This window comes from Bacillus sp. JZ109 (assembly GCF_053903135.1).
The window spans coordinates 64,168-77,025 of sequence record NZ_CP096388.1 but is presented as its reverse complement, the minus strand read 5'-3'; the positions used below and the strand labels follow the sequence as shown (position 1 = coordinate 77,025).

The 12,858-nt window shown below is 46.7% G+C and carries 13 protein-coding genes and 2 pseudogenes; 3 read left to right on the top strand and 12 right to left on the bottom strand.

The window, feature by feature from the left end:
- Nucleotides 1-25: 25 nt before the first annotated feature.
- From fdhA to M1D94_RS00430, 6 genes are all read right to left on the bottom strand, one after another.
- Nucleotides 26-1,252, bottom strand: coding sequence for a formaldehyde dehydrogenase, glutathione-independent (gene fdhA, locus M1D94_RS00455; protein ID WP_456270377.1), 1,227 nt, complete (start codon nucleotides 1,250-1,252; stop codon nucleotides 26-28).
- 62 nt (nucleotides 1,253-1,314) lie between these two features.
- Nucleotides 1,315-1,485: a hypothetical protein gene (locus tag M1D94_RS00450; protein ID WP_043940249.1), complete on the bottom strand. Its 171-nt coding sequence runs from the start codon at nucleotides 1,483-1,485 to the stop codon at nucleotides 1,315-1,317.
- A 103-nt stretch (nucleotides 1,486-1,588) separates the two neighbouring features.
- Nucleotides 1,589-1,837, bottom strand: coding sequence for a DUF2651 family protein (locus M1D94_RS00445; protein WP_043940250.1), 249 nt, complete (start codon nucleotides 1,835-1,837; stop codon nucleotides 1,589-1,591).
- A gap of 15 nt (nucleotides 1,838-1,852) precedes the next feature.
- The gene (locus tag M1D94_RS00440) at nucleotides 1,853-3,016 is read right to left on the bottom strand and encodes a hypothetical protein (protein ID WP_456270376.1); all 1,164 of its coding nucleotides are present in this window, start codon (nucleotides 3,014-3,016) and stop codon (nucleotides 1,853-1,855) included.
- A 10-nt stretch (nucleotides 3,017-3,026) separates the two neighbouring features.
- Nucleotides 3,027-3,764 carry a YiiX/YebB-like N1pC/P60 family cysteine hydrolase gene (locus M1D94_RS00435; RefSeq protein WP_021481070.1) on the bottom strand — a complete coding sequence of 246 codons (738 nt, stop codon included), beginning with the start codon at nucleotides 3,762-3,764 and terminating at the stop codon, nucleotides 3,027-3,029.
- A gap of 141 nt (nucleotides 3,765-3,905) precedes the next feature.
- On the bottom strand, nucleotides 3,906-4,376 hold the full coding sequence (locus M1D94_RS00430; protein WP_021481071.1) for a GNAT family N-acetyltransferase: 471 nt from the start codon (nucleotides 4,374-4,376) through the stop codon (nucleotides 3,906-3,908).
- A 110-nt stretch (nucleotides 4,377-4,486) separates the two neighbouring features.
- Here M1D94_RS00430 and rapG point away from each other — a divergent pair, with 110 nt between their 5' ends.
- Nucleotides 4,487-5,584 carry a response regulator aspartate phosphatase RapG gene (gene rapG, locus M1D94_RS00425; protein WP_172861697.1) on the top strand — a complete coding sequence of 366 codons (1,098 nt, stop codon included), beginning with the start codon at nucleotides 4,487-4,489 and terminating at the stop codon, nucleotides 5,582-5,584.
- Nucleotides 5,585-5,701, top strand: a complete 117-nt coding sequence (locus M1D94_RS00420; RefSeq protein ID WP_003226961.1) for a Phr family secreted Rap phosphatase inhibitor — start codon at nucleotides 5,585-5,587, stop codon at nucleotides 5,699-5,701.
- Nucleotides 5,702-5,735: 34 nt separating this feature from the next.
- On the opposite strand, the gene rocF is transcribed toward M1D94_RS00420, so the two are convergent.
- From rocF to rocD, 3 genes are all read right to left on the bottom strand, one after another.
- A complete protein-coding gene (gene rocF, locus M1D94_RS00415) occupies nucleotides 5,736-6,626 on the bottom strand; it encodes an arginase (RefSeq protein WP_003226959.1) in 891 nt (296 codons plus the stop codon).
- A gap of 72 nt (nucleotides 6,627-6,698) precedes the next feature.
- Complete coding sequence (locus M1D94_RS00410; protein ID WP_021481073.1) at nucleotides 6,699-8,102, bottom strand: amino acid permease; 1,404 nt, start codon at nucleotides 8,100-8,102, stop codon at nucleotides 6,699-6,701.
- A 222-nt stretch (nucleotides 8,103-8,324) separates the two neighbouring features.
- Entirely contained in the window at nucleotides 8,325-9,530 is a 1,206-nt protein-coding gene (rocD, locus tag M1D94_RS00405) for an ornithine aminotransferase (RefSeq protein WP_163136036.1), read from the bottom strand.
- Nucleotides 9,531-9,770: 240 nt separating this feature from the next.
- Between rocD and rocR the strand changes: the two genes are divergently transcribed.
- The gene (rocR, locus tag M1D94_RS00400) at nucleotides 9,771-11,156 is read left to right on the top strand and encodes an arginine utilization regulatory protein RocR (protein ID WP_268553803.1); all 1,386 of its coding nucleotides are present in this window, start codon (nucleotides 9,771-9,773) and stop codon (nucleotides 11,154-11,156) included.
- Here the strand turns inward: rocR and M1D94_RS00395 are convergent.
- From M1D94_RS00395 to htrC, 3 genes and pseudogenes are all read right to left on the bottom strand, one after another.
- Nucleotides 11,138-11,320, bottom strand: a pseudogene (locus M1D94_RS00395) (ATP-binding protein); the annotation flags it as partial. The gene rocR and the pseudogene M1D94_RS00395 overlap by 19 nt on opposite strands.
- A 116-nt stretch (nucleotides 11,321-11,436) precedes the next feature.
- A pseudogene (locus M1D94_RS00390) lies at nucleotides 11,437-11,563 on the bottom strand (hypothetical protein).
- 19 nt (nucleotides 11,564-11,582) lie between these two features.
- The gene (gene htrC / locus M1D94_RS00385; protein ID WP_071581801.1) at nucleotides 11,583-12,785 is read right to left on the bottom strand and encodes a serine protease HtrC; all 1,203 of its coding nucleotides are present in this window, start codon (nucleotides 12,783-12,785) and stop codon (nucleotides 11,583-11,585) included.
- Nucleotides 12,786-12,858: the final 73 nt, after the last annotated feature.

The window sequence follows — 12,858 nt, the reverse complement described above, 5'->3', positions numbered from 1 at the left end:
TTCTGAGAACGTCCGGCTTTTTCTTTTACTTCAGTGTTCCATGCGGGTCGATGACGAATTTTTTGGCTGCGCCTTTGTCGAAGTCGCTGTAGCCTTTTGGCGCGTCGTCCAGAGAAATGACGGTGGCATTGACGGCTTTTGCGATCTGCGCTCTGCCGCTCAGGATCGCTTTCATCAAATTGCGGTTGTATGTCATGGCGGGCGTTTGTCCGGTGACGAAGGTATGGGCTTTGGCCCAGCCGAGTCCGAAGCGGATTTTTAGTGACCCTGTTTTGGCGTCCTCATCCTTTGCACCGGGATCTTCGGTCACGTATAAGCCTGGAATGCCAAGGCTGCCTCCGACCTGGGTGACGTCCATGATTGAGTTCAGCACGGCGGCAGGCGCTTCTCCTTGATTGCCGTGTCCGGATGCTTCAAAGCCGACACAGTCCACTGCAGCATCAACGGTCGATTCACCTAGTATTTGTTCAATTTGCTCGCCGAGGCGGTCATGTTTTTGTACGTTGACCGTTTCACAGCCGAAACTTCTCGCCTGTGCCAGTCTGTCTTCGTTCAAATCGCCGACAATAACCGTCGAGGCGCCAAGAAGCTGGGCAGAGTGAGCAGCTGCTAAGCCGACAGGTCCCGCTCCAGCGATATAGACGGTTGAACCTGTTTGCACGCCCGCTGTGTATGCCCCGTGAAAGCCGGTCGGAAAAATGTCGGATAACATGGTCAAATCGAGAATCTTTTCTAACGCCTGTTCTTTATCAGGGAATACCAAAAGCTGAAAATCAGCATACGGCACCATGACGTATTCCGACTGGCCGCCGACCCAGCCGCCCATATCGACGTAGCCGTAAGCCGATCCCGGCCGATCTGGGTTAACATTCAGGCACACATGCGTTTTCTGCGTTCTGCACATCACACAGCGTCCGCAGGCAATATTGAAAGGAACGGATACGATATCACCCTTTTTGATAAATTCGACATCACGCCCCGTTTCAATAACTTCTCCGGTGATTTCATGTCCGAGCACCAAGCCTTCAGGCGCCGTTGTGCGGCCTCTGACCATATGCTGGTCGCTCCCGCAAATGTTGGTTGTAATGACTTTGAGAATAACCCCATGCTCACATTTTCGATTCACATTCGCCTTCGGGACGCCGGGCCCGTCCCTCAAGATTAACTCCGGATAACCGATATCCTCCACCGCTACAGTCCCTTTGCCTTTGTACACAACCGCTTTGTTTCCTGTCAACGCCATTCCTCCCATTCATGTGTTTGGACTCTCCGTCCTTGAACATGACTTCGGTTCGGCATGACTCTTTCCCTTTTTCACGACTGTTTTTTCTGTATTCTTACAACAACAAATATGCCAAGAAAGCATCCAATAATGGTTCCGCCGATGTCTAAGAAGTCGACTTTACATCCATTTAACAAGAACACAGTAATGGCCGAAACCAGGCAGATCATAACTGCCAGAAGAATAACCCGTTTGGTTTTCATGTAATTCCTCCTTTAGATTCGTTTCTAAAACATACCCAAAATCTCTGCAAACTTCGGTTCAACAAAAAAAGAGACTTCATACCAGTCTCTTCATAATTTGAGATCACTCAAAAAATTTCCTGAGAAATAATGTGACAATACTGGTTACTAATGCAATCCCCGTATACATAACAACCCAAAACATGAATGAGCTATTGCCCGAAGCTAACGTAACTAACAATATCAAGCTCGCGATAAGAACGATGAGCGGTGCCACCCAAAATCTTTTAAATAAAAAATGACCCGCTATACCAAATACACCTGCGATGATCGGAAAACCAAAAACGATAAATAAAACGGCGATGGCTCCCATACTACCCTCCTTGCCTTAAAACCTCTTCATCACCTCAACATCATACAGCTTCAAATGACTCTTCGGCGTCACGACATCCTTTACCTTCCTAATCTCTTTATCTTTCATTTTCTTTCCGGTTTTCAAACTGTACTGTTCAATGTAGGCAGGCTTGTTATACGTGTATGTGAAGAAATAGAGGCTGCTGCCTTTTTGGGTGATTTCTTTGAAATCGGCTTTCATTTTGTCCTGGGAAAGGGTGAAGGCGATGTTTGTTTTTCCTGTCTTGGCATCGATTTTGTGTACCTTTCCGAAGCCGTCAATGAAATACAGGTTCCCGTCATAAGGGAAAAAGCTGTTTTTAAAGCTGAAGGGCATGGAGCTGTATATCGTTTGTTCGTCGTTTTTGTATTCGGCGATGTCGTGCAGCTCTACTTTGCCGCTTTTTTTGTTGATCTTGACCATTTGATAGAGATTGCGGGCTTTTTGGCCGCGAACCATGACATACACAGCTTGGTCGTCCACAGCAAGCTGGGATTCGACTGAGGCTCCTTCCCGGTACTGCCATTCCGTTATCTTGTGATAAGTGAGCTTCCTTTGATCTGCTTGAATCTGAAGGAGCCCATAGCCTTTTTCGTCAGCTGTCGGGACAAGTGCGTAAATGGCGCCGTCATGGAAACCGGAGGCTCGGATGTAGTAGGGGATGACGTCTTTTTTCCACTCACCGTCCATCTGCCGGTACAGCTCTGAGCGGTATCCGTCTTTCTTTTTGTCGTAGCCGGAGTTGTATAAGGTGTAAAAGCCGTCCGTGTTTTGCAGAAAGCCTGCGCTGTCGCCTGTGTGCTGATAGGCTCTTTTATGGGAGCGCAGGCCGTTTTTGATCGTATAAATCGTGTTTTTGTCCTCCAGCATCACGCTGTCACTGTGAACCTTTGCTGAGCCCAGCTCAAGGCCCTTCATCTGAAAGGAAGACAGCGTCCCGTCATGGCTGATAAACAGGGCGTAGCTTTTCCCGCCGCCAAATGCATCTTGATCCGCAGAGGATGAAAAATACAGCAGGACTTCTTTGTCATCCAGGAAATCGGGGTTTCTGAGATCCTGCTGACCAACGGTTTTATGGTTTTTGAGAGGAGAAAGGAAGACAAATAGTGCGATTCCTGCGAGAATCAGCATGGCGATGGTAATCATCCACTTTTTCATATCCTTCTCCTTAGTAAATGGTCATGATGGTTGTCGTATACGAAGAACTTGTGATGTCGCGCGGATACACGCCTAAGCCTCCGTTGCTGTCTATATCAATGCCTGCTTTCAGCAAAAAGGCAGACCATAGGAGCTTTGAACAGTTTTTGGCGCCGTCATGGCCGGTATTTCTGTTATTGACGAAGTTAAATGAGTATGGGTCACCGACTTTTGATACCGCCCAGTCGGCAGCAGCTGTTTTTTGAGATGAGGATACGCTGACGGTTTGCACAATGGAGTTGTCTTCCACGTCTCTGGCATTATACGCGATCTGCCTGACGCCGTCGCTCGGGACAGATTCAACAATTTTGTCAGCGGCGGAGTACATGCCGACATGGCCGTGATTGTAGTAGGCTGTGTAGGAGTTCGTGTAATAGATATTGCCTTTCGCGCTTGTCGGGAGTTTTTTCGTGCCGGACGAGCCGCCCATGATAGACATGCCGCTTTCCTTGGCGAGCCGGTCTCCCTCTGCTTTATCAGCCGTGATTTCCTTATAGAACTGTTTTAGAATAATGTCCTGCTTTACGTGCTGCTGTTTGGCAATCTGGCTGGCAGATTTCATGATTTCTTCCGGTGTCGTGCCTGGCTGCAGTGCGGCGATTTCTTCAGCATAATTTGTGGTCTTTACGGCTTTGGCGGGAGAAACAAACAGGCCGCCGCACATTGTAAGCGCTACCAAAAACATCGACACTCGTTTCTTCAACTTCATTACATCTCCTCTTTTCTTGTGAGTGTAGGAAAGGTAATTTCCTCACCCACATTATATTAGGAAAATAAGGAAAGTAACTAGGTTATTTACAGAATTTTTAGAAATCGTTTACAGAAAAAGGCCTTTATCAGGCCCTTTTCGTTAAAGCTTCTTGCTCATCACTACGTCTGTTTCTTGAAATCCGGTTTGCTCATATAGCTTTCGAGCCGTCTGATTATGGGCAAAGACATGAAGGGACAGCTTGCGGATTCCCATACTGCGTGCCGCTTGATCTAATGCCGCCAATGCTTGCTTTGCGTAGCCCTTTCCCCGATACGGTTCATATAACCCGAAATCATAAATAAACGCTTCCTGCTGCGGATGCTCCGGTTCAGCATGTATCCAGAGCCAGCCAACGATATCCTTTTCATTCAGCTTGAGGCTCCACAAATGGTGATGGGGTGTTTCCAGCCCTCTCGGAAGCAGATTAGAAAACGCCTGCTTAGACAAAAGCTGTGCATCTTCAGGCAGCCATGTTCCCGCTTTTACCTTTTCTTTCGCGTAATGCTTTGTTGTGTACGTGAGATAAGACCGAAATTCTTCTGTCTGCATAGGGCTCAGCATAATTGTCATATCATCTCTCCTTCATATATTGACTAGAGGATTTTACATAAAATAGAAAGAGGTGTTACTATCAGAATAAGCAACTGAGATTGATAAGTCACTAGAGAAAGGAGTTTCACATGAATAAGATCGCACCCGCAGAAATCGCTAGCATGCTCAACGATTGGTACCTTGCCATCAAGAAACATGAAGTTGAAGAATCCTCCCGTTTATTTGAAGAAGTGAAGCCTTTATTGGATGACATGGAAGAGGATCAGGAGGTGCTTGCCTACTTCTCCTTATTGGAACTGCGCCACAAGGTTTTGCTTCACGAGGCGAGAGGACAGGGCTTTCAGCATGAGGAGCCTTCTCATATGAATGCTACGTCTGACATGCTGAAATATTACTTTTTTCTGTTTGAAGGCATGTATGAGGCCTATAAAAATAATTATGACATTGCCATTGGGCTGTATAAAGATGCAGAGCAGTATCTCGACAACATTCCCGATCCGATTGAGAAAGCTGAATTTCACCTGAAGGTCGGAAAGCTCTATTATAAGCTGGGACAAAATATTGTGTCCCTCAATCATACACGGCAAGCGGTCAAAACGTTCAGGGAAGAGACCGATTATAAAAAGAAGCTGGCTTCAGCCCTGATTACCATGTCAGGCAATTTTACAGAGATGAGCCAGTTTGAAGAAGCTGAGGCTTATTTGGACGAAGCAATTCGGATCACGAGTGAATTAGAGGATCATTTTTTTGAAGCCCAGCTTTTGCATAACTTCGGCCTCCTTCATGCGCAAAGCGGCAAATCAGAAGAAGCGGTTTCGAAATTAGAGGAGGCTCTACGGAACGATGAGTATGCCCGCTCCGACTATTATTATCATTCTGCCTACTTGCTGATACGAGAACTGTTTAAGATCAAAAAGAAAGAACAGGCCTTATCTTATTACCAAGTCGTGAAGGAAAAATTGACTGCTGAGCCGAATAGAATATGTGAGGCAAAAATAGACATTTTATATGCCATTTATGCAGAAGGGGGTCATGCGGAAACGTTTCACTTATGCAAACAACATATGGATGACTTGTTGTCCGAGAAAGAGTATGACAGTGTAAGAGAACTTTCCATTTTGGCTGGCGAACGGTATAGGGAACTTGAGCTTTACAAAGAAGCTGCCCACTTTTTTTATGAAGCATTACAAATTGAAGAACTGATTAAACGAACGGAGGTTATATAAATGAAAAGATTCCTGATTGGCGCAGGCGTCGCAGCGGTGATTTTATCAGGTTGGTTTATTGCAGACCATCAAACCCACTCACAGGAAATGAAAGTCGCTGAAAAAATGATTGGATAAATGAAAAACCCCCGCGGGTGCGGGGGTTTTCTTATTACAGCAGCTTCTTCCCTAACAGGGATTCTACCAGCTCTACTGCTGTTTTGCCCGTTTTGTTTTTGTGATCAAGGATCGGGTTAACCTCAACGAATTCGGCTGAGGTAATGATGCCTGCGTCATACAGCATTTCCATAGCCAGATGGCTCTCCCGGTAACTGATGCCGCCGACGACAGGGGTTCCGACACCCGGTGCGTCGTTCGGATCAAGCCCGTCCAGGTCAAGGCTCAGATGGACGCCATCACATGCTGATAAATAATCAAGGGTTTCTTCAATGACCTTTGTCATGCCAAGACGGTCGATTTCGTGCATTGTGTACACCTTCATGCCGCTTTCCTTAATGTACTTGCGCTCCCCTTCATCAAGTGACCGGGCGCCAATGATAACGACGTTTTCCGGTTTGATTTTAGGCGCGTAGCCTTCAAGGTTAACCAGTGACTCGTGGCCAATGCCGAGGCTGACCGCGAGCGGCATGCCGTGAATATTGCCCGATGGTGAAGTTTCAAGTGTATTCAAATCGCCGTGCGCGTCATACCAGATGACGCCGAGATTATCGTAATGCTTCGCTGTGCCTGCAAGCGTGCCGATCGCAATACTGTGGTCACCGCCCAGGACAAGCGGGAATTTTTTCTCTTCAATGACTTTGTTGACCTTTTGCGCGAGTTTTTCATTTCCCGCCAAAACGGAATTCAGGTTTTTCAGTTCCTCGTCATTTTTGATTTTTTCGCGGTTGATCGGAATGTCACCGAGATCTTCAACCGTATACCCCATGTCTGACAGCCTCTCGATCAGATGAGCGTACCGGATGGCGCTCGGGCCCATATCTACCCCGCGTCGTGCTTGTCCTAAATCCATTGGCATTCCAATAACCGAAATCGTTTTATCCATCTGTGATTCCACCTCAACATTTAAGATAATGTCCTATGCGGGTTCTAACAAAGATGACTTGCGGACAACGTTTTAAAGCTCTAGCTGACGATTCGCCTGCTGGCGTTTTTTAATGACGACATGATAAATGATGTAGCAAATGATCATAAACGGTACGCCGCAATACAGTGCGATACGCTGCTCCGGATCAAATGCAAGACTGATGAGCACGACCGTATTTAATGTTAGGCCGATCAGCGGAAGCACCGGGTACAGCGGTGTTTTAAATTTCAAATCTTCTATCTTCCCGCCTTCGCGGATATATTTGCGTCTGAACTTAATTTGGGAAAGCGAAATCGCGATCCAGCCGACCTGCGCACTCATGCCCGCCAATGATAACAGTACCATATATACGGTTTCAGCCGCCGCCACTTTTGACAGAAGCGACAGGCAAGCCACAGCCATCGTTACAATTAACGCGTTCAGCGGCACACCGCGCTGATTTGTTTTGCCGAGCGCTTTGAAGGCCTGTCCTTCATTGGCCATTGCGTACAGGATACGTGTCGATGCGTATAAACCTGAATTCGCAACAGATAACAGCGCGATTAAAATAACAAAGTTCATGATATCAGCTGCATATGGGATTCCGATTTGCTCAAATACGGCAACAAATGGACTTTCCACGACACCTGCCTGTTTCCACGGAATCATGCCGGCAATGACAATGATGGAAAGCACAAAGAACACAAGCGTTCTCCATACTGTCTGTTTGATTGACCGTGGAATCGTTTTTTCAGGGTCTTCACTTTCTCCGGCTGCAACCCCGATCAGCTCAGTCCCCTGAAACGCAAAGTTCACGGTAATCATCGTTATCAATATGGCCTTAATACCGTTCGGAAATAACCCGTCTTCATAAAAATGTGTCAAAAACGGCGCCTGCTCTCCGCCCTTCAGATCAATCAGGCCAAACATGGCAGCTCCGCCGAGAATAATAAATAAAAGGATAATCAAAATTTTAATACCTGAGAACCAGAATTCAGATTCCGCAAAGGCTTTTGTGGTGATCGCATTTAAAATAAACATCAGTGCCGCAAAGACCAGACACCAGATCCACACGTCTATATGCGGAAACCAGCGTTGCATCAGCTGCCCCGCTGATAAAAATTCAATGGCGCATGTAACCGCCCAGCCGAGCCAGTACAGCCAGCCGAACGCAAACCCGAAGGCCGGGCTGATAAATTTTGTCGCATAGGTCTGGAAGGACCCCGACACAGGAAAGGCGACTGCCAGCTCTCCTAAGCAGAGCATCGTCAAAAACATGATAAAGCCGCCCACTAAATAGGACAGAACCGCGCCGAGCGGTCCCGCTTGGTTAATGGTAAACCCGGTTCCAAGGAAGAAACCGGTTCCGATCACTCCGCCCAATGAAATCATGAACAAGTGGCGTGATTTCATTGTCCGCTGGAGCTGATTTCCGTTATCTTGGTTTGTATTCACATTCTGCACCCCTTCAGCAACTTGTATTGGATCTAAGCTGGAACATCTGCATGGTGCTATCCCAGTTTGCTGTCCAAAGAGCCTCTATCTATTTAATATAAAATTCACTTCTTCTCATAAAGATACATTATACTAAAATACTGTAGCTGAGCAAATAGGGAGTGCTGATTTTTCTGTTGTAAATTTATACAAACGAAGTGAATATCCCGCCATGGTGCGGATTTATGCGTTTCGCAGCACGTGCTTAATTTTCTCTATCGCCCAATCCAAGTCCTCTTTGGAAATGATTAATGGCGGTGCAAAACGAATGACTGTATCATGCGTTTCCTTGCATAAAAGTCCCTCTTCCTTCAAACGCTCACAATACGGACGTGCCGCTTCAGTCAATTCCACACCGATAAACAGCCCTCTGCCGCGGACTTCTTTAATGACAGGGCTGTCAATACTCTCAAGCTCGCTTTTAAAGTATTCACCAAGTTCAAGAGAACGATCCGCCAGCTTTTCATCCTCCAGCACTTCTAATGAAGCGATAGACACTGCACATGCAAGCGGGTTTCCACCAAATGTTGAGCCGTGTGAGCCAGGGTTAAACACGCCTAGGATCTCGCGGTCCGCCGCAATGCAAGAGATCGGGAACACACCGCCGCCAAGCGCTTTGCCCAAGATATACATATCCGGAACAATGCCGTCCCAGTCACAGGCAAACGTCTTGCCTGTACGTCCGAGACCCGTCTGAATTTCATCCGCAATAAACAAGACATTCTCTTCCTTACAAATCGCCGCCGCTTCCTGTAAAAATCCTTCAGGCGGAATCACAATGCCCGCTTCGCCTTGAATCGGTTCAAACAAGAATGCCGCTGTATTCGGCGTAATGGCCTGTCGAAGCGCTTCCACATCGCCGTAAGGAATGAGTTTGATTCCTGGAAGCATCGGGCCGAATCCTCGTTTATATTCCTCTTCAGAAGAAAGAGATACCGCCAGCATCGTGCGGCCGTGGAAGTTCCCGACACATGCGATAATTTCCGCTTGATTGTCAGCTACGCCCTTCACTTCATACGCCCAGCGTCTCGCCGCTTTCACCGCGGATTCAACCGCTTCGGCTCCTGTATTCATCGGCAGAATCATCTCTTTGCCTGTCAGTTTAGCTGTTTTTTCGTAAAACGGCCCAAGCTGATCGTTATGAAACGCGCGTGACGTGAGGGTGATTTTATCAGCCTGATCCTTTAATGCCTGAATGATTTTCGGGTGTCTGTGCCCCTGGTTTACCGCAGAGTAAGCACTCAGCATATCCATATATTCATTGCCTTCCGGGTCCTTTACCCAAGCACCCAGCGCTTCAGAAATAACAATCGGGAGCGGGTGATAATTGTTGGCTCCATAATGAGACGTCTGATCAATAATTTCTTTGGATTTAGATAAAGCTGACATATTTGAATTCCCCCTTGTTTTCTGTTTCAACATGTTATCCTGCTTTCCCTTTATATAAATGCAAGTTCTGTGCCAAATCAAGAATTCGTGTGTTTTCTACAATTTTCGAGGACAAGGTGCAAAAACATTCTGATATTTCGAGCAAAAATTCCAGCAAGTGCAAAATTCTTTTGCATATCCTCTCCATTTTTTTATAAAATAGAAGCAATATTAAGAAAATAATTGGGGGAGGTTCATACAGTGGTCAAAGACAGCGAATTCCTCACATTGGTTTTTCAGAGCATTTTAGATGAAATCGATGTTGGCCTGCACGTGGTAGACGAGCATGGAAACACAATCGTTTATAACAATAAAATGATGCAGATTGAAGATATGGAGAAGCATGACGTCCTGAATAAAAACCTGATGGATGTGTTTATGTTTTCAAAGCAGCAGGACAGCACACTGGTACAGGCTCTTCAGGAAGGCAAGACGATTAAAAACGTCAAACAGAGCTATTTCAATAATAAAGGCCAGGAAATTACGACGATCAATCATACATATCCCATCGTCCAAGACGGCAAAATCAAGGGCGCCGTTGAAATTGCCAAGGATGTGACAAAGCTTGAACGGCTGATCAGGGAGAATATGAACAAAAAAGGCAGCACAACCTATACGTTTGACAGTATTCTCGGCACCAGTCCGGCCATTCGAGACGTCATCGAAAACGCCAAGCGGGCAACCCGTACGTCATCATCTGTCCTTCTCGCAGGCGAAACCGGCACGGGAAAAGAACTGTTCGCGCAAAGTATCCATAATGGAAGCGATCGTTCTGGCGGCCCGTTTATTTCGCAAAACTGCGCGGCACTGCCAGACAGCCTTGTGGAAAGCATCTTGTTCGGAACGAAAAAAGGCGCGTTTACCGGCGCTGTCGACCAGCCCGGCCTGTTTGAACAAGCCCATGGCGGCACGCTGCTGTTAGATGAAATCAACTCGCTGAATCTCAGCCTTCAGGCGAAGCTGCTGCGCGCCCTTCAAGAACGGAAAATCAGGCGCATTGGTTCGACAAAGGATACACCGATTGACGTACGTATTATTGCCACGATGAATGAAGACCCAATTGATGCAATTGCAGGCGAACGAATGCGGAAGGACTTGTATTACAGGCTGAGTGTCGTCACACTGATCATCCCGCCGCTTCGGGAACGAAAAGAAGACATTTTGCTTCTCGCGTCGGAGTTCATCCAGAAAAACAACCATCTGTTCCAAATGAATGTTGAACACATTAGCGAAGACGTGAAGCAATTTTTCCTTTCTTATGACTGGCCGGGAAATATTCGCGAGCTTGAGCATATGATCGAAGGCGCAATGAATTTCATGACGGACGAGCAAACGATTACGGCTTCCCATCTGCCCTATCAATACCGAATGAAAATCAAGCCGGCTGACATCCCAGAGCCTGAAACACCAAGACACCAGCCGGCCGCGGACTTAAAAGAAAAAATGGAAAGCTTCGAAAAATATGTGATAGAGAACGTGTTAAGAAAACACGGCCATAACATCTCGAAAGCTGCTCAGGAGCTTGGCATCAGCAGACAAAGCCTCCAATATCGGCTGAAGAAATTTTCTCACTCTTCTAACGAATAATCCGGAGCAGGAAGCCTGATCAGAAAAACAGTGCCTCTGCCGATTTCACTTTTCACTTCAATCGTCCCATTGTGGCTAACGATAATCGATTTGGCAAGGCCTAATCCCGAACCTCCATATTTCCGGGAGCGGGATGGGTCTGCCTTGTAAAACCGGTCAAACACTAAAAAACGTCACTTCTTATGCATTGAAGAAAGAAAATGGCACCTATGTGTATCACAGCCAGCAACCACACGGTACAAACCATTAAAGTCCATGCAAATAACGGAAGTATTTGCAGCTAACTGCTATTTGCTGTTTCACGTGTAACATCCATCTTGTATTTTTCTTCATATTCGATATATCCTTTTCAACTGAACGGGTGTAACCCTCGTTCAGTTTTTTTGCATATCAAAACAGCCTGGCAACGATGCCAGACTGCTATGATTAACTGCCTAATTGGTCTGCAGAGGACAGCTTGATGTCTACAGATTTTTCTTTTCCGCCGCGGTAAAACTTCACCTTCACCCGGTCACCGACTTTTTTCTGATAAAGCCGTTTTCGCAGGTCAACAATATCATTTACTTTGTATCCGTCAAATTCCGTGATGACATCCAGTTCCTTCAGCCCCGCTTTCCCGGCAGGTGAAAAGGCGTCTACACCCATCACAACCGCTCCAGTGGTGACATTCTTAGGAAGCTTTAATGTTTCATCCCAATGATAGCTTGCAATGTCGCTTAGCGATTTCATCTCAATGCCAAGGAACGGGCGTTTGACCTTTCCGTATCTCTCTAAATCCTCTATCACAGGGATCACGAGCTTAGAGGGAATCGACAGGCCAATCCCTTCAACCGCCGACTCTGCAATTTTCATTGAATTGATGCCAATGACCTTCCCATCCATATTTAACAAAGCACCGCCGCTGTTCCCAGGGTTAATGGCCGCATCTGTTTGCAGGACTTCTGCGTTCCAGTCAGGCTGTCCGTCACCGTTTGAATCCACTGGGATCGCCCTCTCCGTACCTGAGATGACGCCTTGTGTGACAGAGCCTGCAAACTCAAGGCCTAACGGGTTCCCGATCGCAATAACCGGCTCCCCAGACTTCACTTTATCTGAATTTCCGAAATCGGCGACTGCTTTAATCTTATCGCTTTTCACCCGTAAAACGGCAAGGTCCATCAGCTGGTCGCTGCCGACAAGATCAGCTGATACACGTGAGCCGTCTTTCAAGCTGATTTCAATTTGGGAAGCGCCTTCGATGACATGATGGTTGGTCACGACATAAGCGGAATGGTCATTTTTCTTATAGATGACGCCAGAGCCGCTCCCAGCCTCGCCGCTCTCTCCCCAAATATCTGATTTTTGGATGTTCACAACACCGACAACGGCGGGCGACACATTGCTGACAATCTTGGTGACGGCATTGTTGACACTGACATTCACCGTCCTGATTGATTCCCGGCCATTGTTGTTTTGCTGCTGATCTAAGGCGCCTGTATCCAGCCCTTCATTTGAAAGGTACGGCATGATAAACGCCATTAATACGGCACCGACAATCACGCCAATCAGACTCGAAAGAAAATATCCTTTTTTGCTTCTCTTTGGCTGTTCAGGAGTAGTATGTTCTTCCTCACGTTCGTAATCCACCATATTCCATCCTTTCCAAGAACGTTAATATGGTTATATTGTGGGTTAGAAACTCCTAGAATAGTCATGATTTACA

What these genes read in the sequence shown, in the direction of transcription:
- fdhA (WP_456270377.1), bottom strand. Translation starts at nt 1,252, where the DNA reads ATGGGAGGAATGGCGTTGACAGGAAACAAAGCGGTTGTGTACAAAGGC.
- M1D94_RS00450 (WP_043940249.1), bottom strand. Translation starts at nt 1,485, where the DNA reads ATGAAAACCAAACGGGTTATTCTTCTGGCAGTTATGATCTGCCTGGTT.
- M1D94_RS00445 (WP_043940250.1), bottom strand. Translation starts at nt 1,837, where the DNA reads ATGGGAGCCATCGCCGTTTTATTTATCGTTTTTGGTTTTCCGATCATC.
- M1D94_RS00440 (WP_456270376.1), bottom strand. Translation starts at nt 3,016, where the DNA reads ATGAAAAAGTGGATGATTACCATCGCCATGCTGATTCTCGCAGGAATC.
- M1D94_RS00435 (WP_021481070.1), bottom strand. Translation starts at nt 3,764, where the DNA reads ATGAAGTTGAAGAAACGAGTGTCGATGTTTTTGGTAGCGCTTACAATG.
- M1D94_RS00430 (WP_021481071.1), bottom strand. Translation starts at nt 4,376, where the DNA reads ATGACAATTATGCTGAGCCCTATGCAGACAGAAGAATTTCGGTCTTAT.
- rapG (WP_172861697.1), top strand. Translation starts at nt 4,487, where the DNA reads ATGAATAAGATCGCACCCGCAGAAATCGCTAGCATGCTCAACGATTGG.
- M1D94_RS00420 (WP_003226961.1), top strand. Translation starts at nt 5,585, where the DNA reads ATGAAAAGATTCCTGATTGGCGCAGGCGTCGCAGCGGTGATTTTATCA.
- rocF (WP_003226959.1), bottom strand. Translation starts at nt 6,626, where the DNA reads ATGGATAAAACGATTTCGGTTATTGGAATGCCAATGGATTTAGGACAA.
- rocD (WP_163136036.1), bottom strand. Translation starts at nt 9,530, where the DNA reads ATGTCAGCTTTATCTAAATCCAAAGAAATTATTGATCAGACGTCTCAT.
- htrC (WP_071581801.1), bottom strand. Translation starts at nt 12,785, where the DNA reads ATGGTGGATTACGAACGTGAGGAAGAACATACTACTCCTGAACAGCCA.